Origin of the sequence: Arcanobacterium urinimassiliense (assembly GCF_900119495.1) — a bacterium.
GTDB lineage: Bacteria > Actinomycetota > Actinomycetes > Actinomycetales > Actinomycetaceae > Arcanobacterium_A > Arcanobacterium_A urinimassiliense.
The window spans coordinates 21,557-43,895 of the sequence record NZ_LT632435.1 but is presented as its reverse complement, the minus strand read 5'-3'; the positions used below and the strand labels follow the sequence as shown (position 1 = coordinate 43,895).

Annotated in this window: 18 protein-coding genes and 2 tRNA genes; 14 read left to right on the top strand and 6 right to left on the bottom strand. The window is 52.0% G+C overall.

Annotated elements, in window-relative coordinates; genetic code table 11:
* Window positions 1-3: 3 nt before the first annotated feature.
* From BQ7117_RS00220 to BQ7117_RS00210, 3 genes are read left to right on the top strand one after another with little or no spacing between them, the layout of a single operon-like run.
* On the top strand, window positions 4-600 hold the full coding sequence (locus BQ7117_RS00220; protein WP_016444300.1) for an MptD family putative ECF transporter S component: 597 nt from the start codon (window positions 4-6) through the stop codon (window positions 598-600).
* On the top strand, window positions 593-1,279 hold the full coding sequence (locus BQ7117_RS00215) for an energy-coupling factor transporter transmembrane component T family protein (protein WP_073995670.1): 687 nt from the start codon (window positions 593-595) through the stop codon (window positions 1,277-1,279). Before BQ7117_RS00220 ends, BQ7117_RS00215 begins: the two co-directional genes overlap by 8 nt.
* A complete protein-coding gene (locus BQ7117_RS00210; RefSeq protein WP_073995669.1) occupies window positions 1,276-2,667 on the top strand; it encodes an ABC transporter ATP-binding protein in 1,392 nt (463 codons plus the stop codon). The genes BQ7117_RS00215 and BQ7117_RS00210 overlap by 4 nt, the downstream gene beginning before the upstream one ends.
* Before the next feature lie 139 nt (window positions 2,668-2,806).
* Here BQ7117_RS00210 and BQ7117_RS00205 read toward each other — a convergent pair.
* Window positions 2,807-2,880 (bottom strand) — tRNA-Gly (locus BQ7117_RS00205).
* Window positions 2,881-2,954: 74 nt separating this feature from the next.
* On the bottom strand, window positions 2,955-4,091 hold the full coding sequence (gene serC, locus BQ7117_RS00200) for a phosphoserine transaminase (protein ID WP_073995668.1): 1,137 nt from the start codon (window positions 4,089-4,091) through the stop codon (window positions 2,955-2,957).
* 207 nt (window positions 4,092-4,298) lie between these two features.
* Between serC and BQ7117_RS07875 the strand changes: the two genes are divergently transcribed.
* Both BQ7117_RS07875 and BQ7117_RS00190 read left to right on the top strand, forming a co-directional pair.
* Entirely contained in the window at window positions 4,299-5,039 is a 741-nt protein-coding gene (locus BQ7117_RS07875) for a metal-dependent transcriptional regulator (protein WP_073995667.1), read from the top strand.
* Between the two features lie 407 nt (window positions 5,040-5,446).
* On the top strand, window positions 5,447-6,157 hold the full coding sequence (locus BQ7117_RS00190; protein WP_084789777.1) for a C40 family peptidase: 711 nt from the start codon (window positions 5,447-5,449) through the stop codon (window positions 6,155-6,157).
* A 195-nt stretch (window positions 6,158-6,352) separates the two neighbouring features.
* Here BQ7117_RS00190 and BQ7117_RS00185 read toward each other — a convergent pair whose 3' ends face one another.
* Window positions 6,353-7,879, bottom strand: coding sequence for a Mur ligase family protein (locus BQ7117_RS00185; RefSeq protein ID WP_073995666.1), 1,527 nt, complete (start codon window positions 7,877-7,879; stop codon window positions 6,353-6,355).
* Window positions 7,880-8,008: 129 nt separating this feature from the next.
* On the opposite strand from BQ7117_RS00185, the gene BQ7117_RS00180 reads away from it, so the two are divergent.
* The 9 genes from BQ7117_RS00180 to BQ7117_RS00140 all read left to right on the top strand — a co-directional run bounded on the left by BQ7117_RS00180 (window position 8,009) and on the right by BQ7117_RS00140 (window position 20,074).
* Window positions 8,009-8,989 (top strand): universal stress protein, encoded by a 981-nt coding sequence (locus tag BQ7117_RS00180; RefSeq protein WP_073995665.1) that lies wholly within the window; start codon window positions 8,009-8,011, stop codon window positions 8,987-8,989.
* A gap of 182 nt (window positions 8,990-9,171) precedes the next feature.
* A tRNA-Arg gene (locus BQ7117_RS00175) sits at window positions 9,172-9,244 on the top strand.
* A gap of 118 nt (window positions 9,245-9,362) precedes the next feature.
* Window positions 9,363-11,081, top strand: coding sequence for a choice-of-anchor M domain-containing protein (locus BQ7117_RS00170; RefSeq protein ID WP_073995664.1), 1,719 nt, complete (start codon window positions 9,363-9,365; stop codon window positions 11,079-11,081).
* Between the two features lie 11 nt (window positions 11,082-11,092).
* On the top strand, window positions 11,093-12,730 hold the full coding sequence (locus tag BQ7117_RS00165; RefSeq protein WP_084789776.1) for an anchored repeat ABC transporter, substrate-binding protein: 1,638 nt from the start codon (window positions 11,093-11,095) through the stop codon (window positions 12,728-12,730).
* A gap of 31 nt (window positions 12,731-12,761) precedes the next feature.
* Window positions 12,762-13,724: a choice-of-anchor M domain-containing protein gene (locus tag BQ7117_RS00160; protein WP_161939404.1), complete on the top strand. Its 963-nt coding sequence runs from the start codon at window positions 12,762-12,764 to the stop codon at window positions 13,722-13,724.
* Window positions 13,717-14,487, top strand: a complete 771-nt coding sequence (locus tag BQ7117_RS00155) for a metal ABC transporter ATP-binding protein (RefSeq protein WP_073995663.1) — start codon at window positions 13,717-13,719, stop codon at window positions 14,485-14,487. The genes BQ7117_RS00160 and BQ7117_RS00155 overlap by 8 nt, the downstream gene beginning before the upstream one ends.
* Window positions 14,488-14,489: 2 nt before the next feature.
* The gene (locus BQ7117_RS00150) at window positions 14,490-15,359 is read left to right on the top strand and encodes an anchored repeat-type ABC transporter permease subunit (RefSeq protein ID WP_073995662.1); all 870 of its coding nucleotides are present in this window, start codon (window positions 14,490-14,492) and stop codon (window positions 15,357-15,359) included.
* Window positions 15,360-15,396: 37 nt separating this feature from the next.
* Window positions 15,397-19,806, top strand: coding sequence for a hypothetical protein (locus BQ7117_RS00145; RefSeq protein ID WP_073995661.1), 4,410 nt, complete (start codon window positions 15,397-15,399; stop codon window positions 19,804-19,806).
* Complete coding sequence (locus BQ7117_RS00140; protein WP_073995660.1) at window positions 19,793-20,074, top strand: hypothetical protein; 282 nt, start codon at window positions 19,793-19,795, stop codon at window positions 20,072-20,074. The genes BQ7117_RS00145 and BQ7117_RS00140 overlap by 14 nt, the downstream gene beginning before the upstream one ends.
* Before the next feature lie 116 nt (window positions 20,075-20,190).
* On the opposite strand, the gene mscL is transcribed toward BQ7117_RS00140, so the two are convergent.
* The 3 genes from mscL to BQ7117_RS00125 all read right to left on the bottom strand — a co-directional run bounded on the left by mscL (window position 20,191) and on the right by BQ7117_RS00125 (window position 22,304).
* Window positions 20,191-20,595 (bottom strand): large conductance mechanosensitive channel protein MscL, encoded by a 405-nt coding sequence (gene mscL, locus BQ7117_RS00135; protein ID WP_073995659.1) that lies wholly within the window; start codon window positions 20,593-20,595, stop codon window positions 20,191-20,193.
* Window positions 20,596-20,659: 64 nt separating this feature from the next.
* Window positions 20,660-21,451 carry an SAF domain-containing protein gene (locus BQ7117_RS00130; protein WP_073995658.1) on the bottom strand — a complete coding sequence of 264 codons (792 nt, stop codon included), beginning with the start codon at window positions 21,449-21,451 and terminating at the stop codon, window positions 20,660-20,662.
* A gap of 226 nt (window positions 21,452-21,677) precedes the next feature.
* Window positions 21,678-22,304 carry a 5-formyltetrahydrofolate cyclo-ligase gene (locus BQ7117_RS00125; protein WP_073995657.1) on the bottom strand — a complete coding sequence of 209 codons (627 nt, stop codon included), beginning with the start codon at window positions 22,302-22,304 and terminating at the stop codon, window positions 21,678-21,680.
* Between the last annotated feature and the right edge of the window lie 35 nt (window positions 22,305-22,339).

Genomic DNA, 22,339 nt, shown 5'->3' with positions numbered 1-22,339 from the left:
ACTATGTCCACACCCACATCTTCGCGCCTCAACGCGCGCGACTTCATCAACATTGGCGTCTTCACCGCCTTGATGTTCGTCATCGTGTTTGCATTCGGAATGCTCGGGTTCATCCCCGCCGCCATGTATGCCGGTTTCTTGCTTTCTATCCTCGTTAACGGCATCGTCTTTGCGCTGTTCACAGCACGCACTCCGAAGATGGGGGCGTTGACAATCATGCTGATTATCATCGAAATCCTCTTTTTCGTGACCGGCCACTGGGTGGGAGGCATCGCGGTGGCCGCTGTATTCGGCCTGCTCGCCGACCTAGTCATCACCAAGGGACCGAAGAACGTTAAGGTTCGCGTTCCGCTGGCATACGCACTGTTTATTCTGCCGATCTACGTGTCACCGTGGATGCCGCTATTTATGAACCAAGACGCATATATGTCGCAAATCGCCGAACAAATGGGTGCCGAGTATGCCGCCAAGATGGCACAGGTCGTCACGATTCCGATTCTGCTGGGCTTCTTCGGCGTGATGCTCATCGTGGGCTGGCTTGCTGGTCTGTTGGGAACCAGGGTCGCGCGCAAACACTTTGAACGGGCCGGTCTTGTCTAAACTTCCCGACCCGCGCACCATTATCGCAGCGCTCGTCATCGTCTCCACCACGATCTACAGTGCCTACTCGCCGTGGTTCGTGTGTACTCTGGGCGGATTCGCCGCCGTGATGCTGACGAGCGCTGCAATCAACCCCAACACGCTCGTGCGCCCGAGCTGGGTGGCCGTCTACCTGGCCACGTTTGCGGTCCTCAGCGGGCTCGTCTTCGTGATACCACTGGTCTGGAAATCAACAGCCAGCGCGTTCCTCATGCTGTTTCTGCAGTGGATGTGGCGATTCAGCGTCAGCGCAGGAATGGGAGCCTACGCGATCGGCGTAATCCGACCCGCCACCTTGCAAAAAGCACTCGCCAGCTCACGGATCCCGACCTGTTTCACGATCCCAATCTCGGTTGCCTTACGTGTGCTGCCCGTGATCGGCCACGAGGTTAAAGCGATCTCAGATGCCATGAAACTACGCGGCATGTCCGCGCTTTCCCTGCGTGCGGCGCAATACTTCACAATCCCGCTGCTATCGACCGTGGTACGCAGCGGGGACGAACTGGCATCGGCTGCCCTCGTGCGCGGACTGGGCGGAACCGCAAAGCCCACCTCAGTCACAGTCGTGAAATTCCGTGTGATCGACGCAGTCATTCTGCTCATCGTTATCGGCTTCGCGATATGGAGAATCGTCCTATGACAATAGCCCAAGCAACTGGGGTCACCTTCACCTATCGAGGAGCAGACCACCCCTCAATCAACGACGCAACCATCACCATCACACCCGGAACCGTCACCTTGCTGTGTGGCGCGTCAGGGTCAGGAAAAACCACCGCACTACGGCTATTTAACGGGCTCATCCCGCACTTCCACGACGGCGACCTTACCGGAAGCGTCACAGTCGACGACATTGACGTGGCACAAACAGACCTGCCACGCCTTGCCCACCACTGTTCGACAGTGTTTCAAAACCCGCGCACCCAGTTCTACACCACCCACGTGCGCCAAGAACTCGCCTTCGGTCCAGAAAATCTCGGCCGCGACCCGCATGAGATTCGTCGACGCATTGATGAAGTAGCCGCCGAGTTAGGTATCGCCAACCTGTTGGAATCCCGCGTCACACAACTGTCGGGTGGGCAGATGCAACGCGTGGCCTGCGCCGTCGCCATGTGCAACAACACGTCGCTGATCGTCTTTGACGAGCCAACCGCGAACTTGTCCGCTGACGTTATCGACCAACTCGCCACACTCATCGCCAGGCTCAAAGCCGATGGACACACCATCATCATTGCTGAACACCGGCTAAGTTTCCTTTCCGGGATCGCTGACCGTGTCTACTGCTTCGACAAAGGCAAGATTGCCCTCACCGCAACCGGCGAAGAGTTCTACGCTACCTCGGATGAGGAGCGCAAACAGCTTGGACTGCGATCCCTAGTGCCCGTGCCCATGCCACAACTTCCGGAACCGGCAGAAGATGGGCTTGAGATCAGCAATCTCACCTTCGCCTACCGCCACGGAAACACGGTTCTCAACATCAGCCATCTGCTCTTCCCGGCAGGGAAAATCACGGCACTCCTCGGCCCGTGCGGGTCAGGCAAATCAACACTGGCACGCATTGTTTGCGGACTAGAAAAAGCCAAACATGCATCCATCACACTCGGCGGACAAAAATTCACCAGCCGTGACGCCTACCTTGTGATGCAAGACCCTACCCGACAGTTGTTCTCAGATACCGTCATCGACGAAGTCACGCTCGGCACGACCAAAGCCGAAAAGCAACACATCGATGCCCACGCGATCCTTGCAGAACTCGACCTTGCCGACCACGAGGCTGACCATCCGCAAGCACTCTCTGGCGGGCAACGCCAACGCCTGGTTATTGCTACAGCACTGGCTGCGAACAAGAAAGTTTACATCTTCGACGAGCCCACGTCCGGTGTTGGCTACAAGCACCTGGTCGCGATTTCCCGAGTAATGCGTAAACTCGCTGACACCGGTGCCGTCGTCATCGTCATCACCCACGACGCTGAACTCGTTACCGAGGTCGCCGACCATAGCGTCCGCCTCGACCAAATCAACGCCTGCTAACGCAGACGCCCGCTCAACCAAAAGAGAGGAAAGCGTTTCCGCAGGTCAGGGCAAACGCGCTATACACTCGCTAACGCTTTGACCCCCCTAAGCGATACTCGCTAACGCAAAAGGGTACTTATCAAATCCGACGTCTAAGTGGAGCGGGTGACGGGAATCGAACCCGCCTCTGCAGCTTGGGAAGCTGCCATTCTACCGATGAACTACACCCGCGAATCGATAAAGAGTTTACGTCTTTTTCGAAGAATATGCCAATCAGCTGTTTTTATTGGCTCTTTCGCTGCACTTCAGGCCTTGGTGTAGAGCGGCAGACAGGCGTCAATACATTGGAGCAGTTTAACGATATCTTCAGTGTCGATGGCTGGGAAAGCGCCAATTCTGAATTGATTCCGCCCTAATGAGCGATAGGAATCGATATCTAATACGCCGTTTTCCCGGAGGCGCTGCAGAATACCTTTGGTATCCACTTCCTCTACAAAATCCACGGTAGTTACTACTGGAGAGCGATAAGCAGGGTCTTTTACAAACGGCGTCGCCAGCGGATGCTGTTCTGCCCATTCGTACACCGCTTGGGAATTAGCTCGGCTCCGCGCCGCTGTCGCTTCCATACCACCTATTTCTAGCATCCACTTTATTTGGGAGCTCAGAAGGGTGAGGGTGCCAATAGCGGGGGTGTTGTAGGTCTGATTTTTTCTTGAATTCTCCAGCGCAATCTGTAAATTAAGGAAATCGGGAATCCAGCGTTCTTTGGCAATTTTTTCAATTCGCGCTACCGCGGCAGGAGAGGCAAAAGCTACCCACAATCCGCCTTCTGCTCCGAAGCATTTTTGGGTGGAAAAGTAGTAAAAATCCACTTCGGAAGCCGGGAATACATATCCGCCGCCAATTGAAGTGCCGTCCACAATGGTAAGTGGTGCATCGCCGCCACCAGTAGTACCAGCACCAGCAGCAGAATCTCCGTAGCGGCGCAGCGGGCTGTAAACGCCGGTAGAGGTTTCATTGTGGGCATAGAGATAGGTATCGATACCGGCGGTAGCTTCATTGGTGATAAGTGTGCCGGGTGCGGTGGTGCGCACTTCTGGCGTTTCTAGCCACGGGGCGTTTTGTGCAGCATGGGCAGCTTTTCCAGAAAATTCTCCCATTACGGCGTACTGAGCACGCTTCTCTACGAGGTTGAAAGCTACTGCATCCCAGAGGGCGCTCGCTCCACCGTTGCCAATAAGTACTTCATAGCCAGCGGGGAGTTGAAATAAATCGGTGAGTCCAGAGCGAATATCTTCCACAAGTCCTTTTACGGGTGGTTTACGGTGGGAAGTGCCGAAAGGCGCGGCAGCTATAGCTTGCATCTGTTCGGGGCGTATCTTTGAAGGTCCTGATCCGAAGCGGCCGTCGCGCGGAAGAATTTTTTCTAAAAAATTGTCCATACTCCTATCTTTACATTTTTTACTAGATTTATTTATTTAACCTAGCGCTAAGTGTTTTAAGGTAGACGCAGTGTGGGAGAGAAAAATTGGAGATAATAAGGCGCGAGAGGCTTTGAAAATCGGTATTTTAGGGAAAAACGGAATGTGGCTCGGCTAACCGCTAAGATAGTAAATAGTGAGGAAAACTATAAATAAGGGGAGAGGGCGATGAGCAGTAACTTAGTGGATACCGCGGAGATGTATCTGAAGACTGTGTATGAGCTGGAAGAAGAAGATATACCGGCTCTGCGGGCGCGCATTGTGGAGCGCTTAGAGCAGTCTGGCCCTACCGTTTCGGAGACGGTAGCGCGTATGGAGCGAGACGGTTTACTACGTGTGGCGGAAAATCGGCACATCGTCTTTACCAGTGAAGGTAGAAAGCGGGCTGCGCACGTAATGCGCCGGCACCGGATAGCGGAGCGAGTGCTCTACGATTTAATTCATATTCCGCTTTCGGATATTCATGCGGAGGCGTGCCGTTGGGAGCATGTGCTTTCCGACGAAGTGGCGGAAAAAATGTTTGAGGTGCTAGGTAAGCCAGAGAAAGATCCTTTTGGGAATCCAATTCCTAGTGATGATTGCCTATTCCCGCAGCAAGATTGTGCGCGGGTGCCGGGTATGGAATCGTTGAGCAATTTCGCCAATGCAGTGGCTATTCCAGACGGCGTCGATTTAGAAGACCTGGCAGCCGGCGCCGACTTTGGTAAAAAATGCCAAATCATGCAGTTTGTGGAAACGCTACAGGCGGAAGAAGGCGAAGTGCGGGTACTAGAAGAGCTGCAGGTATTGCCGGGAACTAAGATGCAGGTACTGGGGAAGCAAGATTACCAAGTGTATGTAAAGGTGCCGACGGGAGTGTTTGCTCTAGCGGAGCAGACTGCGCAGGGAATTTTAGTGCGTGCCGAATAAGTGCGTACTGAATATATATGCGCCGAATAAATACGCGTTAAATAGCTACGTGCCGCGTTTAATAAGTAGGCATAAAAGTTATAAAGAGCGGCAAATAATGTAATCTGCGCTACAATTTTTCGGAAAACGGAGATATTTTTCGAGTGAGTATTTCCCACTTTTCGGTAATTTTTTGCGTATAAAAGCGGAATCGTTATCAAAAAGTTATTTTATTTATACGTCTCTACGTGGCATTATGCCGTTATTGTAGACACACAGGAAAGTTTTTTATAACATTTACGTTATGGAACGGTGATTCATTACACTGTTACAAATTTGTGACATTTCCGTTTCTTCCCGTTATGATTAACGAGGATAGAAATAGTAGCAGCATTAGCTACACTTCGATTTAACTGTGGAGGAACTCAATGGCAGGACGGCACTTAAAGGCAGATTCGCCGAATATGCTGTGGAAACGTGGTGCGCAAGGATTTGCCACTGCTTCTGTAGCTGGCACTCTGCTCGGCATAGGCGCTCCCGCTGCTTTCGCTGCTCCGGCTGATGAGGCTGCGGCAGTTGCACCAGAAAGAGCTGCCGCTACGGTAGCGCTTGGCAGTGCAGAAAAGGATTACGAGATTCCGGCTGTCGAAGTACAGACTTCCGATCTTTCCAATGATGGATCCGGCTGGGGATTTGCGCATATTGATTTAGAAGCGCAGGCTGCTCCTACTCCTACAGCTACTTCTAACGTAGCGGATACGGAAGCTGCCGGGAATAGCTCTTTCGACTTTTCGAATATTCCGCCGGCTGCTACCTCGGGAATCGCTGAGTACGCTTTGCAGTTTAGCGGCGCTCGCTACGTATATGGTGGGACGACGCCGGCTGGCTGGGATTGCTCCGGCTTTACGCAGTACATATATGCACAATTCGGCATTAATCTTCCGCATCAGACGGAAATGCAGGCAGCTCGGGGGCAGCGTATTCCCGCCTCTGCTGCTCAGCCCGGTGATTTAGTGTACTGGCCAGGGCACGTGGGAATCTATCTCGGAAATGGGCAGCACATCGCAGCTCGGACTCCGTCTAGTGGCACCTACGCAGGGCCACTTTACGGCAACCCCTCTTTCTACCGCTTCGGTTAAAAATAAACTAATATTCGGCTAAAAATACGCTGGTAGTTTTACACTTCGGTTATAAAGCTGGTAGTTTCTACCATTTCATAAAATAGGCTGATAGTTCCGCAACTGCGACTAAAAGTTAATTAATAGCGCGGCTAGATAATATTCAGTCCTGTGATTAGATACTGTCCCGCGATTAGATACTGTGCAAGAGCGCGGTTAAATACAATCCGGCAGAGCAGCTAGATATTTTTGTGCCAATTCGGCATCCGAAGGTGCTTTTTCCCAACCGTTTTGCCGCTTCATTTCGGTATCTTCTCCCTTTCCTAGGAGCAGTACGATCCGCCGTGCCGGCACCCTTTCGCAGCCATATTCACCGAGAATTGCTTTCTTTATTGCTAGCTGGCGATCTTCCACTATTTCGTGGGGGCACTGCACGTATTGCGCAATTTCTTGGCAAATATCGATCACGGGTTCGGTATAGGGGTCATCTTCAGTGAGTATCACATAAGAAGCGTGCTCTCCGGCCGTTTCTCCTAAATCTTTGCGCCGCGAATAGGCTTTTCCGCCTGCAGAACCAAATACAGCTACCGGCGCGTACTCGGGATACTCGGCGTGTGCACAGGCGAATACCGCTTCAAAACTCATGCGGTTATGTGCATAATCCACCAGCACAACCACGTTTTTATCGGCGCTTTTGTAGATTCGCATCCTTCCGGTTACGTGTGCAGATTCTAGGCCACGCCGCACGTATTCTTCCGGTATTCCCAGCATCCCCGCCATCGTAATGGCAGCAGCCGCATTCTCTACATTAAAGACTCCAGGCATAGCAAGGGTGAAATCGCCGTTATAGAAGCTACCGGAAATGTGGAAACGAGAGCCCTCTTCCGTGGGGTTCACTTCGCTTATTTGCACATCGTCATCGTTTTGGTAGCCAAAAGTACGCGGAGTAATTCCCGCTTTCTGCGCGGCGGCGAGGATTTCTGCCAAATGCTCTGAATGGGAATTTACGCAGGCTGTGCGGCAAGACTGGAAAATTTTTAGTTTCGAAGCGAAGTAATCAGCAAAATTCGGATGCTCAATTTCGCTAATATGATCCATTCCGATATTTAGAAAGCACCCGATGGCAAATTCTATCCCCTCTACGCGCCCATACTTTAAGGCCTGCGAGGATACCTCCATTATCAGGTTTTCGATGCCGGCGTCATAGGCATTTTGAAAATGTGCGTAAAGATCGAGAGGTTCAGGGGTAGTTAGATGCGATTTCTCTTCTTTTGTGCCGTCGAAAGTGCTAATAGAAGAAATAAAAGCTACGGGTGGGCGGTTTTGGGCACGCTGCCAGGCATCACAGATTGCGCGCAAATAATAGGCCGTGGTGCTTTTCCCTTTCGTGCCGGTAATCCCCACCGTGGTGAAATGCCTATCTACGTGCGCGTAGTAGGTCTGCCCGAGGAGAATAGTGGCGGCGCGAATATCGCTGGTGAGTAGGGCCGGCAAATCTACTTCCGGATAAGGCACTTCCGATACGTAGGCCACCGCGCCGGATTTTTTTGCCTCTTGCAGATATGCGGGGCGAAAATTGCGTCCTTTGCAGATAAAGAGGGTGTGAGGAGTGACTTTCCGAGAATCATAGGTGAGATTCTCTATCTCTATTTCGGGAAGTCCGGCCAGCGCTACCGGTTTAGAAAGCAAAGCTTTTTCTTGCATGGCGTGTGCATAAAATTTTAACGGGTGCTTTACTGGCATATCTTCTCCTCGCTTCGGCTCTTATTCTACTTCGCTTCTTTTCTAAACGGGGAATGAGAGCTACGTCATAAAAATCCTTTGTTTTAGGTGGGGAAAATGAGAGAATAGAGAAAAGAGGGAGGAAATATCATGGCACACGAAAATGTAATCATAGTGGCAGTAGATGGCTCCCCAGCTGCTCATGCTGCGCTGCGTTGGGGGTTTGAGCAGGCCAAACGGCGGGAGGCGGAGCTACGCTTAATTTGCGTCTATCAGCTCCCGTATTTTACTTCCCGCAATAATAATCCCGGAGAGATGGGCAGTGCTCCGAGTTTGGGTTTAGAAATTACTCCGATAGTGCCGGAGGCGGTGCGCGAAGAGGGAAAGCTACTTTATGAGGCGGCGGAAGCCAATATGCAGCGATTGGTGGCTGAAGTAAGCGGGCAAGGTGTAAAAGTAACTTCGCAGCTTATTGACGGCGACCCTTCAGAAGTTCTGGTGGAGATGTCGAAAGAAGTGGCGTTAATCGTTTTAGGTGGGCACGGGCTGAAAAGTGGCCGGATCGCTGATCGGATTTTGCGCACAGTTTCTACGGCTGTACCTGCCTATGCTTATTGCCCTACGGTGGTGGTGCCTCCGGAAAGTGTGCAGCGCTGCCTGCCGATTAAAAAAATTGTGGTAGGGGTAGATGGGTCCGAGGCGGCGAAAATTGCCTTACAGCGCGGAGTTTGGGAAGCAGATCGTTGGGATGCGCACCTAAATATTTTTGATACGGTGAACGTCGATCCGGTGAGTTGGGTGCCGCAGTTCGCCCTCACCAACGATATTTTTGACGACGTACGCGAAGTAATCGAGCGCCAGCTGCGGGAAGTAGATGAAGGGCGAGATATCGATTCGTCAATCACCGTCGGGCAAGGTAATCCCGTAGGTAGATTGGCAGAGTTTTCGCGTGAAGCAGATTTAGTGATTGTAGGTACGCGCGGGCGAGGTGGTTTTCGCGGATTATTGTTGGGCTCCACCTCGCAATCTTTGCTCGGATATGCTGAGTGCCCGGTAATGGTGGTGCCGCGGCGTATTAAAGCGGGAGACGATGTGGGCCCGGATCCGCGCCGGCTTCGAGAAGAAAAATAATAGCGAGAAACAACAGGGCGAAATAATAGAGCGAAACCGCAGTGCGATACAACAGTGCGATAGCGGATATATAGATAGCTAGATAAATACGCGCTAGCTAGTTAGATAAATACGCGCGGCATTACTCTCGCTGTGTTTCTGAGTTTTTCCCGTGCTGCTGCTTCGGATAGAGTATTACTTGCGCCCTCGTAGCTCAGTGGATAGAGCACCGCTCTCCTAAAGCGGGTGCCGGCAGTTCGATTCTGCCCGGGGGCACGCAGGGGGAAAGTTTTTGCGAAAATGCCGAGTTTTTTGCGAAAGTATGCGCTGAAGCGTGGCTCATCTTACGCATTTAGGCATTGCTGCCAATAATGAGAATAGTTATTATTAAGCTATGTCGTTTTCCCGGAAGTTATTCGTATTCGTATTTGCTGCCCTCTTGCTCGGGGGGCTGAGTTTGCCCGTTGCGTGGGGAGAATCTGCGGCGCGCACGGCGCTGCACAGCGGAAAAATCGATATATTCTATCCCGTGCCGAATGGCAGTAGTATTTCTCTGCTTAGCCGGGAACAGCAGGGAGATAAATTTTATTACTACAATCCAGCGCAAATAAGTCTAGCGATAAAAGAATCGGCACTGCGTTCGCTATCGGCGGCGGATAGTGTAGCTGGTGCGGCTGGTGCGGCCGGCAAAGTAGTTTCGCTACCGGCGGGCGTACCGGAACGTGGCTACTTCGTGGGCAGCCAACTAAGCGCCGAAAATCCGCTGCAAATTGGTTGGGATTTTTCTGCGCTCGCTGCTAGTGCCGCTAGCTCGGCTGCGGCTACTAGTGCGGATCAAACTGCCAGTGCCGCTAACTCCACCCCTGCCTCTGAGCAAGGAAAAGCTACTGCCGTTACCTTGTTATTTTCAGAAGTGAGTGGCCCCGGGGAGATATATCTCTGGGGTGCAGATAATAAGGGCGGCACGGCGCAGAATTTCCTAGATAGTGGATATCAGCTGAAAGCAGGTGCAAAAATTACCGATCGCACTTCCACTACTAATCGCACTTCTGCTGCCACTCCTAATTGGCTCTTTACCCGCCCAGGTACCTATCAGATTCGCGCTGTTGTGGAGATGGAAAAGAATGGGCAAAAACTGATTTCTGCCCCTGCTGAATTCCAGTGGGAAATCGGGAAATCGGCAGTGAGTGCTAAGCGGCCGAGTTTATCTAATACTCCTGCTGCTTCCGCGCCCGCGCCGGCAGCTAATAACTCTGTGCAGCCAGCGGCTCCTGCTTGCCGGCCGGTAGAAGTTACGAAGCAGAAAAATAGTGGCTTTGGCGGTTCGCACACTATCGCCGCCAATACTCACGTCCACCCGAACTGGGTATTTACTGCTCCGGGCACCTATCGAGTAGGAATTACGCAAAGTGCGCGGGCGCGGAGCGGCGGTATTCTTCGCACTACGGGTACGCTCGTATTTCAGGTAGGCGGAGCGGGCAACGCCAATTCCGGGCATTTTGATGTTGGCACCCTCGTACAAGGTTCACGCTTGCAGATGGCTATTAAAGATGACCGTTCGCAGCCTGCCGCTTGGAAATCTCCCCAAGAGCTAGTGTTTGGAATTTCCGGAAATGCGCGCACGACTGCTCCGGCCGGTATGGAATTTGTGGCGGCGGCGGGAAGTCCGATTTGGATGATTGCCTCTACTCAACAGGCAGGAGTGCCGTGGGTGGGAGCTAATACTCAGCATCCGAGTCTGCACGGCGGCACCCAAGGAGCGGTAAATTGGCAAATTACTTCTTTTAGCGGCCCGGGAAGAATGGCAGTTTTTGAATCAGCTAATTTTGGAAAAGTAGGAAAAGTTTGGTTTACTGGCTCGCCGGCTGGCCCGCAGAAAGTAATCGTCGGGCGTACAGCTAGCGGAGAAGCTTGCCAGCTCAGTGCCGAACAGATTGCGCAATTGCAGGCAGCTGGAAAAATTATTGACCCTTCGGCTTTACCTCCGGAACTGCGGGGATTGCCGCAGAGCGGGCTGCCCACTTTTCTGTTGGGAGTATCTGCTTTTCTCCTCGCTGCTGCCGGAGTAATTGTAGTCTTTAAGCGTCGTGCCGTACCCGCGCGTCACTCCTAGGATAGTCGCATATGCAAGTACCGAAAATTACGAGTAAGTGGCGGAGAAAAAGTATTTTTTTCCTCGTCTTCCTCCTAGTTTTTCCGCTCAGTGCCTGCGCCGCCCGCACCGAGAAATCCGGCTTGCAAATCGTGGCTTCTACGCCGATAGTGGCTGATATGGTGGAGCAAGTAGCGGGAAAGGAAGCGGAAGTAGTATCGCTAATTCCCCGGGGAGCTGATCCACATTCTTATGAACCATCCCTGGCGGCACTGCGCAATATAGCTTGGGCAGATATTGCCTTTACCAACGGTCTGTTACTAGAGTCCGCTGCTCTACAAAAAACTCTGAAAGCTAATTTGCCGGCGCAAGCCGAAATAGTGGAACTTGCCGCGCATGCTCCGGAGCACGGCGGTTACCATATTCGTTTGGTAGAAGATTTTTCTCTCTCCACGCTCTGGCTGGGATTCCGCTCTGAAGGTATCGCAGAAAATATGGAAATTCGCGCCACCGACCTTACGGGGCCAGGTACCCTGGCGGCTTTCACTACTGCTACTTTCGGCACCGCGCATCCCTGGATAGTGAGCGGGGATGGCTTTGATGACGCAGATAAAGTGGCACTTCCTCCCGATGCTCATACTCATATGTCGTGGGCGATGAGTGCTCCGGGTGTGTATGATCTACATTTAAGTGCGCGCCCTACCGCTTCGGCGGATTCTGCAGCGGAGGGAGAGGGAAAACTGGCGGATTCTGCAGCTGAGGAAGAGGGAAGCGCGGCAGATTCGCCCGGGAAAGAAATGGCGGCAGTGCTGCGTTTCGTAGTGGGAGAGAACCCGCAAGGGCAGGGGCGTACGGTGCTCGATTCCGGGCATGCTGATATTACGGTGACTCCGCACGGAATAAAAATTCTGGCGGATAAAGACGGAGAAAAGCAGGAATACTCCCCAGCAGAAGTGCTGATTGCCGTCCCTCATTCCACGCTGGCGAAAGTCCCGGTGGAAAAATCTTGGCGTTTTCTCGGTAAACCGGAAGCAGATACTTGGATACTTGCGCAAGCAGTACTGGGAGAGCACGTACATGGAGAAATTGATCCTCATCTTTGGCAAGACGCCGTAAATGGCTTGGCGTATATAGATGTCATAACTGATGAGCTCAGCAGTATCGCCCCAGAAAAAGCGGAGATATTTCAAAAGAATGCAGCTCGTTACCGAGAAAAATTGCAGGATACGGATAATTGGATGCGTTCGGTAATCGGATCTATTCCACTTGCGCAGCGCAAGCTGGTGACCACTCACGATGCGTTTGGCTATTTGGCAAAGGGCTACGGTCTGGAAGTTTCGGGAGTGGTAGCGCCTAACCCGGCCATTGAGCCATCTTCCCAGCAGTTAGCCACGCTGGCGCGCACTTTACAGGATTTACATGTGCGGGCAGTGTTTGTGGAGCCCACTACGCGGCGGCATAAACAAGATTTGTTGAATCTAGCGGCGGCGCAGAATATCGAAGTGTGCAATATATATGCCGATACTCTCACTCCGGAAGTACCCAACTATTTGGCACTCTTGAAATATAACGGGAAAGCTTTGAAAAATTGTTTAGATCCAGGCTCCTTGCCGGCGTGGGAACCGGAAGATGTACGCCGTGTCGCATCAAGGACCAATGCCGGTAAGTAGTACCGCAGTTAATGAGGAAATAGAGGTAAAAGTGAAAAAATTAAGTAAGATTTCCGGTTTGCTCTCGTGGTTTACCGTATTTTTACTGTTTGGATTGTTTCTAATTATTGCGGGAGTGCATCCGCTGGCGGTTGCCGATGATTCTCCAGCTGGAGAGGTGGATCCGGCTCTTACCCAGGTAGTGGACAAAGACGAAAAAATAGCTCCTCGGGGGCAGGCAGTAGAAATTTCGGCGGGGCATCTCGATATGGGTGCAAAAATGCACGACGGGAAAATGGAACTCATGCTGCGCGACGACACCACGGGTACTCCTATTTGGCGGCATATTTCAGATGTGGTGGTGCGCGTAAGCGATAAAGGAAAATTAGCAGTACCTGCCGGTAAGGAATACGAATTTACCAAAGCACAGGGAGAAGCTTGGGTGATACCGCAGCAACAATTAGACGGGGTAGTTTGGCTGGGTTGGAATACCCAAGATCCGGAATTACTTGCCGTTTCGAAAGGCGGAGTGAATTTAATTTTTGGTGGGCACCAAGGAGCTGGAAACTTTAGTGCCTTCGTAGACGCCGGTAATTTCTCTGGTCCGCAGAAACTTTGGAATGCAGCGGAGAAGAAATCACAGCCCGTATTTATTGAACCTAATACTCATACCCACGTGAACTGGGTATTCACAGATCCAGGGGAGCATCTACTGCGTTTGACCGCCGAAGCCTCTATCGGGGGGAAGACCGTATCAGATACGCAGATTCTTCATCTCGCTGTGGGAGATAAGGCAGACGGGCAAAAAGCCTTAGCGATGCAGTGGGAAGAAAGTGGCTCTTTGCCAGCTCCAGAAGCAGCTAGTGGAGCAGAGGCAGAAAATTCGGAATTTAGTTCGCGCTTTGTCCTCTATATTGGGGTGGCCTTGCTGGTGCTCGCCGGAGGTGTCCTCGGTTTGGCTCTAGCGCTGCGCCGGCGTACTGCGGCGCGGCAAGCGGAGGCATTGCATGAGTGAAAAACCCTTGCTGCATATCAGCGATTTAGCCGTCAATCTGGGCGGGCGCGCCGTACTGCGCGATATCAATCTGGATATATCCCCGGGGGAACTACTCTGTGTAATTGGACCTAACGGGGCGGGAAAGACTACTCTAATTCGCGCTATTATGGGGCTTTTACCGCTGGCAGCAGGGAAAATAGAGCTGCAAGGAGGGGTGGGGTACGTGCCGCAACGGCAAGATGCAGATTGGAGCTATCCCATCTCGGTAGAGCAAGTAGTACTTACTTCGCTGAAACCTCGCTTTTTAGCTACCGCTGCGCAGTGGCGAAAAGTCTATCAAGCGCTAGAAAAGGTGCAGCTACTAGATTTGCGCCAGCGCAATATCGGCGAGCTTTCCGGCGGGCAAAAACAGCGCGTATTAATTGCGCGGGCGCTAGTGAGCCAACCAGAGTTATTACTGCTAGATGAGCCTTTTACGGGATTAGATCACCCCAATCAAGATTTGCTGGCGGAGCTTTGCCAGCAGTTAAAGGCGGCCGGAATTTCTATTTTAATGTCTACGCACGATTTAGCGCAGGCCGCGGAAATAGCAGACCGGATGTTGATACTTAATCGGCGCGTACGCGCTCTCGCTCCATTGGCTGAGCTAACTGACCCGCAGCTTTGGGCAGAGTCGTACGGTGTAGATATAAATTCACCTCTGGTGCGCATGATGAGTGCGCTGATAGAAAAGCCTACTGTAGCAAAATCTCGAGCAGGATCCGGAAAAGAGCAGAAATAAAAATGAGCATAATTGATTTCTTTACCGATATGAGTAATCCGGCTTTAGCGTTTTTACCGCGGGCGCTCCTCATGGCCGTAATGAGCTCGGTACTGTGCGGGGTAGTCGGCACCCACGTAGTGCTGCGCGGGCTTTCGTTTGTAGGAGATGCGCTTTCGCACGCGGTATTCCCCGGTATTGCCGTTTCTTTTGCCTTAGGCACATCCACGCTGATTGGAGGCGCGGCTGCCGGGATAGCGGTAGCCGTCCTTATAGCTCTTTTCGCATATAACCAAGCAGTGCGAGAAGATTCGCTAATCGGCATTTTCTTCACGGCTGCTTTTGCTCTCGGTTTACTCATAATTTCTCGATTGCCGAACTACACTGGTTCGCTGGAGTCTCTGCTCTTTGGCTCTCTCACCGGTGTTCGGAGTCGGGATTTGCTAGTAGTAGCAGCAGTGGGAATAGCAGTACTAGGGTTGTTACTTTATTACCATCAGGCTTTGTTGGCGGTGAGTTTCGATAGGGATTACGCCCGTGCCATCGGATATTCTCCGCTGCGCACGGATCTACTTCTCTATCTCTGCATCGCCATCTCTGTGGTGATTTCGGTATCAACTATCGGAAATATCTTGGTGATTGCTCTTCTAGTGGCGCCAGCCGCCGCTGCCCGAATGATAAGCCCGCGGGTATCGTCAATGATGCTAATAGCTCCGCTCATCGGTATCTGCGCGGCAGTAATAGGAATGTGGGTATCGTGGGCTTTCGCCGTGCCCACCGGAGCGGCTATCGTTCTGGTGGTGAGCGTCATTTTTGTGCTGGTCTGGATAGTGGTGGCACTGCGTACGCGCTACGCGGCGCGCCGGCGCAAACTGCCTGTCTTCGGCGCGTAAGCCCCCAGTTTTTCGGGAAAACCACTACGGTGGAATTGTGAGTCTTTTTTCCCGTCATAACCCAGATCGCGCGGCGGAAAAATCCGCTGCGAAAGTAGAAGCAGACGCTGCTCCAGAAGTAACTTCGGATAGCGCAGCATCTAGTGTAGAAGCGATTCCAGAAACAAACCAGGTAGCTAGTGTTGCCTCTAGTGCGGCAAATTCTGAAATTAATGTGGAAGCCAATCCGGAAGTAACCGCAGGATCCAGTGCAGCCGATTCGGAAATTTCTGATTCGGAAAGTGTTGCCGTTAATTCCGAAACTGATGGCGAAAATAATGCTACGGATTCTAGTACGGAAAGTGCGGAGAGTTTAGAAAACACGGAGAGCGTAGAAAACACGGATAGTGCAGAAAGCGTAGAAAATTCTGTGAGCACTGCTCCGGCATCTGGGGAGAATGTGGAAGTAACCGAAGAGCGGCAAGATAAAGTGGCGGAACAAAGCTCCGCCCCGGCGGTGCAAAAAACTGCTGGCGAATTGATGGAAGAAGCATATGCCAGTTGGTATGCCGAACTCAGTGCCGAAGCAGAAAAGATGGCTTCCCGCCCGGAAGCGGTCAATATGGGAGTTATCGATATTACTCATCCGCACCCCACTGGAGCTGCCCAGCTTTATTCACACACCTTGACCCGGCTTTCTTCGTTGATACGGGAAACCAATGCATTGGCGGCGGCGCGCATCCAACTTTCTCGCCTGCACGATACAGTGCGAGAGATGGAATCGATACACGGTTTCGCCCCGATTTCTTTGAGTGCGGGTTTGATTTCTTGGACAGCACTTCCAGCAGAAAATTCGGCCAGCACAGCTAGCACCAGTAGCACAGCCAGCACTGATAGCGCAGCCAACACCAGCAATACGACCAGCACAGACAACGCAGCTCCGGCAAATCTGGGTGCCAACCTAGGTGCGGATTCGGGGGGAGCGGATAGCTCGGATGCTGATCTGGCAGCTCCTGCTACTGGAGAAGATGCGGCGGGGGCGGCCTTGGGTATAAAAACTGCCGTAGAGCAGAGTGCGCCCGCCGTTTATCGGCGACTCCGGCTAGATTTCTTGCCCGATGGAGATGGTGCTATTCAGCTTTCGCCGCAGGCAGAGGTGAATCCAATTTTGCTAAAGGCTTTGCGGGAAAATGGAATTTCTGCGGAAGAAATAGCGGATTTGCGCGAATTGGTGCAGCGTTCGCTCGGCGTCGAGAAAATTTTTCAGCGTCTGATTACGCTTTCGCGGCTCTACTTACCGGGATTTAGCTATCGTGAGCAGGCGTTAATTGGCTGTTTTCACAATCCAGCCCAAATCATGCTCAATGATTTAGAAGCGCTTGAGCCTTATATAAAGAGCTCAGGAATTTTGACTGCGCTCGCGGGAGATGAAAAGCGCCGCGCGCTTTCTGCGCAACCCTTGCCGCCCGTCTTAGAAGAAGATCGCTCTCCAGAAACGGAGCGCGGAGCAGGTGACCACGATACGGTGGAACTTGGAGTAGTCGAAGCAGTAGCGGCGGGGCGTTCGCTGATTATGGATACTCCTCCGGGTACGGAAAAATTCTCTACTATTGCCGCAATAGCTGCCGATGCGGCGGCCTCGGGTAAATCGATGCTATTTGTGCCGGCTAGTGCGGCAGCAGGGCAGGCTTTGCGCCATGAGTTAGAAAAAATCGGGCTGGGAGAGCTGGTACTAGATTTTTCTGATATCGAAGCGGTGCCGCCGCGAATTCGCACGGGTCTGCGTTTAGAACCACCGGCTATTGATTTAGACGGGGTGCTTTCCAATCGCGATAAATTAGTGCGGGCCCGGGCGCAGCTGCAATCCTTTATTGCAGATTTACATCGAGTAGACGAAGAGTATTCCATCTCGGTATACGCGGCTTTAGAGAAATTAGTGCAGCTGACGGGGAAGGAAAAAGCGCCTAAGACGAAGGTGCGCTTGCCGCAGATCGCTTTAGATTCGCTAGCGGGAAGTGGATACGTGGCGGTGGCGATTGATTTGCAGCGCGCCGCTGAATTAGGAATTCTCAGTGATTCGGCAATGATTTCTGCGTGGGAAAATTCTCCGCTCACCGATGGAGAGGAAGCGCAAGCGGCTTTTGCGCGGGCGGCGGAGCTCGCAGAAATTACTTTGCCGGAGCTTATGCAGAGCGCAGAAAAAATAGCTAAAGATACCGGGTTGCGGCCAGCGGAGAATCTTGCGCAGTGGCAGGAGCAGCTAGAACTCTTTGCGGGAATTTCTGCTTCGCTAGATATCTTTAAGCCGCATATTTTTGACGACTCTCCGGATGATTTCATAGCGGCTACTGCATCTAAAGAATGGCGAAAAGAGCGTGGCTATAAACTTTCTCGTAGTGAAAGAAAAGCTATTATTCAAACTGCGCAGGATATGCTCCGCCCCGGAGTGGTACCGGCAGATTTACATACGGAGCTGCAGCGAGTAGCGGAACGTCGGCAAGTGTGGCGGCGTTATACCCAAGACGGCGGTTGGCCCGTATTGCCGCACAGTTTAGTGGCGGCGCGTACCACCTATAGCCAAGCAGTGGCCGAGTTGGCAAAGCTAGCGGTAGAGACCGGCGCTGGTGAAAACGTAGAGGCTTATGTAGATATCGCTTTCCCGCAGCTCCAGAAACAGCTGCAAAGCTTGGCGGTAGATGCGGCGCAGATGGAAAATTTGGCAGAGCGAAATAAGTTGCTTGCCCATTTGCGCGAAATAGGCTTAGAAGATTTCCTTGCCGATTTACGCCGCCGGCAAGTACCGGCAGAGATGATTGATAGCGAGCTGGATCTGGCCTACACGTCTTCGATTTTTGAGCGCATCCTCAGTAAATCAGAAGTACTCCCGGCTTACGGCCCGCGCGATATTGAAAATATGCTCCACGAATTTTTAGACGCCGATAAGAAGCACGTAGATTCGCTGGCAGATCCGGTACTCTTGGCGGCGGTGCGCAATATGCGCGATACGGCGCGCGGGCGGCGAGAAGAAACTATCCAGATGGATAAGGCCTTGGCTAGCTACGGCATTACGGCTTTGCGCGATATGATTGCTACTTATCCGCGAATAATGCAGGTGGCGCGGCCAGTATGGATTGTGCCGCCAGTGGTGGAGGCTGAATATATACCGCCGATGCCTTGGGCAGATTTAGTAATCGCAGATACCGGTGATACTTCGAGCGTCGCTTCTTTAGTATCTTTGCTGGTCAGAGGGCGGCAAATTGTATTGGCCGGCGATGTGCGCCGCGCGGAAATGATTGCTGAGCGGGCGCAAGGGGCGGATAGTAAAGCAAAGAATAATGCGCTGCTAGATTTTGCGAAAGTGCTGCCGATTATCCAGCTACCAGCTACGCGGGTGCATTATGAAGAGTTGAGTCTGCGGGCGTTGAATGAAAATGGCTACGCAGGAGTTTATAGTCTCTATCCTGCGCGCCCATTGACGGATACGGTTTTACTGAAAGTAGTGGATGGGCGCGGCGTGCCAGCTACGAGCGGTGGCGGGGCAGTAGAAGCACCGAAAGCCGAAGTGGAAGAAGTAGTGCAGACGGTGCTGCGCTACGCTATAGATCAGAATCCGGATTCTTTAGCAGTAGTGACGGCGTCTGCGCGGCACGCGCAAGAGATACGGAAAGCTTTGAGTGAGCACCGCGCGGCGGGGCAGTATGTGGCACAGCTGCGGCATTTGAATAAACAGGAACCTTTCGTAGTGGTAGATATTCTCCAAGCGGCGGGTTTGCGGCGAGATAATATTATTTTCTCCCCCGGTTTCGGAAAGACGGTGCACGGCCGCGTGCTGCACTCTTTCGGTAAATTGGCTACGGTGCCGGGCTTTATTGGACTCGTGGAGGCAATTAATGCGGCTCGCGATAATCTGTTTGTAGTTACCTCCCTCGCGCCGGGAGATATTGATTTACAGAAAGTTTCGGCGCCAGGCCCTCGGTTGTTGGCTGAGTTGATTAATAAAGGGGTAGAACCCGGTAAATGGGAAGCGGCTTCAACTCCTATTCCTGCTAGTAGCCAAAAGGATCGGGAAGTTACTCCATTGTTAGCCGATTTGGCGCGCCGTTTAGAAGAAAAAGGGTGGATGACTGCCTGTAACTATGGTTATAGCGATTCGGAAGTAATTCCGCTGGTAGTAGGGCATAAAAATATTCCTGGTACCTGGGCTTTGGCAGTTTTGCTAGATGATGCAGCCTACGCTAGCCAAGCTTCCCTGCGCCGGCGCGATAGATATCGGCAGGAAACTTTCCAAGCAGCGGGTTGGTTGGTGTATCAGACTTTCTCTACTTCGCTCTTTATAGATCCTGCGGGGCAGACGCGAGCAATAATCGAGAAGCTAGAGAGCTGCTATGCTGCCCTAGAGGAAGATATCAGTGCGGATTCAAGCGAAGCCGCAGAAGAATCTGTGGCAGATAACGATGCCGAAGAGTAAAGATTTTCCGGTAAATAGTGAGCCGGCAGCGGAGAAGAGGAAAGCGGCGCATCGGCGGGTGACGGCGCTTTCTCGTCTCGATAGAGAGCGGTTAGAACGTGGTGAAATAGCTTGCCCAGAGGAGGCTTTGCATATTCACGATGCAAAGAGTGCTCCGGCTCCGGAGCGCGCTGCTTGGCGGCAAAAAAAAGTTACTGCCGAAGCTGAGTTGAGTCCGCGCGAAAAAGAGATTCTGGCGGAGCTCCCACCGCATTTCGGGAAACTATAACTTCGGTTAAAACTAGTAGAAGTCCGGTTAAAACTAGTAGGCAGCTAGAAACCAACAGTTTGCTAGAAACTAGTATTTTGTCAGAGTGTGGAACTCTACTAGTGTGCGGAGTTCTATTAGTGTGCGGAGTGGTTATTCTCTGCCAGTAAATCGCGGATTTCTTGCAGTAACAGCACCTCGGGATCTGGCGTGGGAGCAGCGTTATCCGCCTCTGCCGTAGCTTTCTTGTGGCTATTAAGTTTATTGAGCGGGACTACTACGAAAAAGTAGATAGCGGCTGCTACTATCAGAAAATTAACTACGGCAGTCACGAAGGTGCCCGGTAAAATAGTGGCGCCATTTAAATGGATAGTCCAGATGTGGTCAAAATTGGGTTTGCCAAAAATAGCTCCGATGAGCGGCATCAAGATGTTATCGGTAAGTGCGCTCACTATCGGGGTAAAAGCAGCTCCAATGATCACGCCTACTGCCAAATCAATTACATTCCCGCGGCTAATGAATTCCTTAAATCCTTGCAGCATTTTTCCTCCTCTGTTGCATAGCAATTCTAACACTCTATGCATGATGAGCTTCTGAGCAAGAACTTTACGGAGTAGTACCGGTATTCAAAACCGGAAAAAGAGGTGCCTCGACTTGGGCAGATAGCACTGCGGGGGCATCTGCTTCGGGTACCGCCACGAGTAAACTATTTTCGTTATCGGGAAGCTGCTTCCCCAGCAAGGAATCAGAGGATTTTTTCATTTTACTGACCACTATTGCCCCCCGGCTTAGTATCTGCGCATTTTTTCGGATAGTGCTGCTGTTACTAGCACTACTATCGCCATTGCCGCTCTCTGCTCTATCGGAATCTACTTTCGCTCCTGTTTCAGCAACTCCACTAGTTTCACCAGTTCCAGCTGCTGCCAAAGACTTATAGTTTTTTCCGATTGCATAGAGATCGATTCGGTCGCCTATTTGCAACATATCCGGTATCGCTGCATTGCTAATCGCTAACGCAATTATCACCATTCCCGGCGGCGCGTGCTCGCGGAGACTTCCATCTAATAGCATCTCGGCAGCGAGAGGGATTCCCGGAGGTAACGGTGTAATAAGCGATTTCCCGAGTACTTCTTGGATATTTTTTATGCTCGACGCCGGTGCCATATTTACGGGCACCGCCACCATTTCTAAATCTCCCGCCGTCAATTCCGCTCCGGTGTAGAGAGCCTTTTTCGTTACCGCGATTTGCACTGTGCCGGGGCGTAAATCAGTAAAAGCCGTCCAACCACTTTCTAAAAGTAAAGCGAGGAGGAGGGCAATCCCTACCCATTTCCATCTCCAGATAAAGGCGCGCACAGGTAAAGCAGTTCGCTGCGCTCGCAGTGCTGATTTCTTCATACTTAAATTCTGGAAAAAGGTCCGGCTCCTAGAAGTAGATACCAGAAATCTGGGGAAAAGCTCTCCGGTTTCTGCGCTAGTGGAAAACTAAGGCGGGAGAGCCGCACGAGATTGGGAGCTAGAGCTAAGAAAGCCAGGCGAGAGCTAAGGCTAGGAACTTGCGCGAGGGTGCGAAAGCCGCACAGAAGCTAAGAAAATACGCCAGCGATAGAAAAGTGTGGCAATCCTAGGCAGCTATGGTCGTGGTAATTATTTGCTCTGGTAGTAATACATAAGGGATGAGCATATCGAGGTCATTCTGCGGCAAGTGGAAATCTACGTACTCTTCCGGATATATCATTGCGCCAATCCGCGTGCCCGGTTTAGCTGCTTTTAGGGCGCGGTCGTACCACCCGCCTCCTTGCCCGAGACGTTCGCCGAAACGCGATACGAGTAGCGCCGGCATAATTAAGGCATCTACGCTGGCGAGTACTTCGTTATCAAATGCTGGGCCGGTGGGCTCGGGCGGACGCCCCGGAGCCATCTGCGTCAAGTCGTCGCGCCCCTTAAAAAATCCCCAGGAGCGGGTAAGCCCGGGCCCGAGTTTCGGCAGCAGGAGTTGTTTTCCACTGTCGGCAATCATCGTACATAAATCGAAAGTTTGGGGTTCAAATTCAGTGGAAACGAATCCCGCTACTGTCTTAGCATCGCCCAAAAAATCCAGTACCGTACTTATCCATAATTGGGATAGGTCTTGGCGAGATTTTTCGCTGCGCTGCCGGCGATGCTCGCGCACTGCGGCGCGTAATAGTTGCTTGGCGTCCTCTTCTTCTAAATCCTCGATATTAGGTAGGTGTAAAGAAGAATGCGCCATTTCCTGCTCCGATTACTTTATCGCGGGTCGGTATT

Bases quoted from the DNA above. Each gene is read 5' to 3' on its own strand.
- BQ7117_RS00220 (WP_016444300.1), top strand. From the start codon at position 4: ATGTCCACACCCACATCTTCGCGCCTCAACGCGCGCGACTTCATCAAC.
- BQ7117_RS00210 (WP_073995669.1), top strand. From the start codon at position 1,276: ATGACAATAGCCCAAGCAACTGGGGTCACCTTCACCTATCGAGGAGCA.
- serC (WP_073995668.1), bottom strand. From the start codon at position 4,091: ATGGACAATTTTTTAGAAAAAATTCTTCCGCGCGACGGCCGCTTCGGA.
- BQ7117_RS07875 (WP_073995667.1), top strand. From the start codon at position 4,299: ATGAGCAGTAACTTAGTGGATACCGCGGAGATGTATCTGAAGACTGTG.
- BQ7117_RS00190 (WP_084789777.1), top strand. From the start codon at position 5,447: ATGGCAGGACGGCACTTAAAGGCAGATTCGCCGAATATGCTGTGGAAA.
- BQ7117_RS00185 (WP_073995666.1), bottom strand. From the start codon at position 7,879: ATGCCAGTAAAGCACCCGTTAAAATTTTATGCACACGCCATGCAAGAA.
- BQ7117_RS00180 (WP_073995665.1), top strand. From the start codon at position 8,009: ATGGCACACGAAAATGTAATCATAGTGGCAGTAGATGGCTCCCCAGCT.
- BQ7117_RS00170 (WP_073995664.1), top strand. From the start codon at position 9,363: ATGTCGTTTTCCCGGAAGTTATTCGTATTCGTATTTGCTGCCCTCTTG.
- BQ7117_RS00165 (WP_084789776.1), top strand. From the start codon at position 11,093: ATGCAAGTACCGAAAATTACGAGTAAGTGGCGGAGAAAAAGTATTTTT.
- BQ7117_RS00155 (WP_073995663.1), top strand. From the start codon at position 13,717: ATGAGTGAAAAACCCTTGCTGCATATCAGCGATTTAGCCGTCAATCTG.
- BQ7117_RS00150 (WP_073995662.1), top strand. From the start codon at position 14,490: ATGAGCATAATTGATTTCTTTACCGATATGAGTAATCCGGCTTTAGCG.
- BQ7117_RS00140 (WP_073995660.1), top strand. From the start codon at position 19,793: ATGCCGAAGAGTAAAGATTTTCCGGTAAATAGTGAGCCGGCAGCGGAG.
- mscL (WP_073995659.1), bottom strand. From the start codon at position 20,595: ATGCTGCAAGGATTTAAGGAATTCATTAGCCGCGGGAATGTAATTGAT.
- BQ7117_RS00130 (WP_073995658.1), bottom strand. From the start codon at position 21,451: ATGAAGAAATCAGCACTGCGAGCGCAGCGAACTGCTTTACCTGTGCGC.
- BQ7117_RS00125 (WP_073995657.1), bottom strand. From the start codon at position 22,304: ATGGCGCATTCTTCTTTACACCTACCTAATATCGAGGATTTAGAAGAA.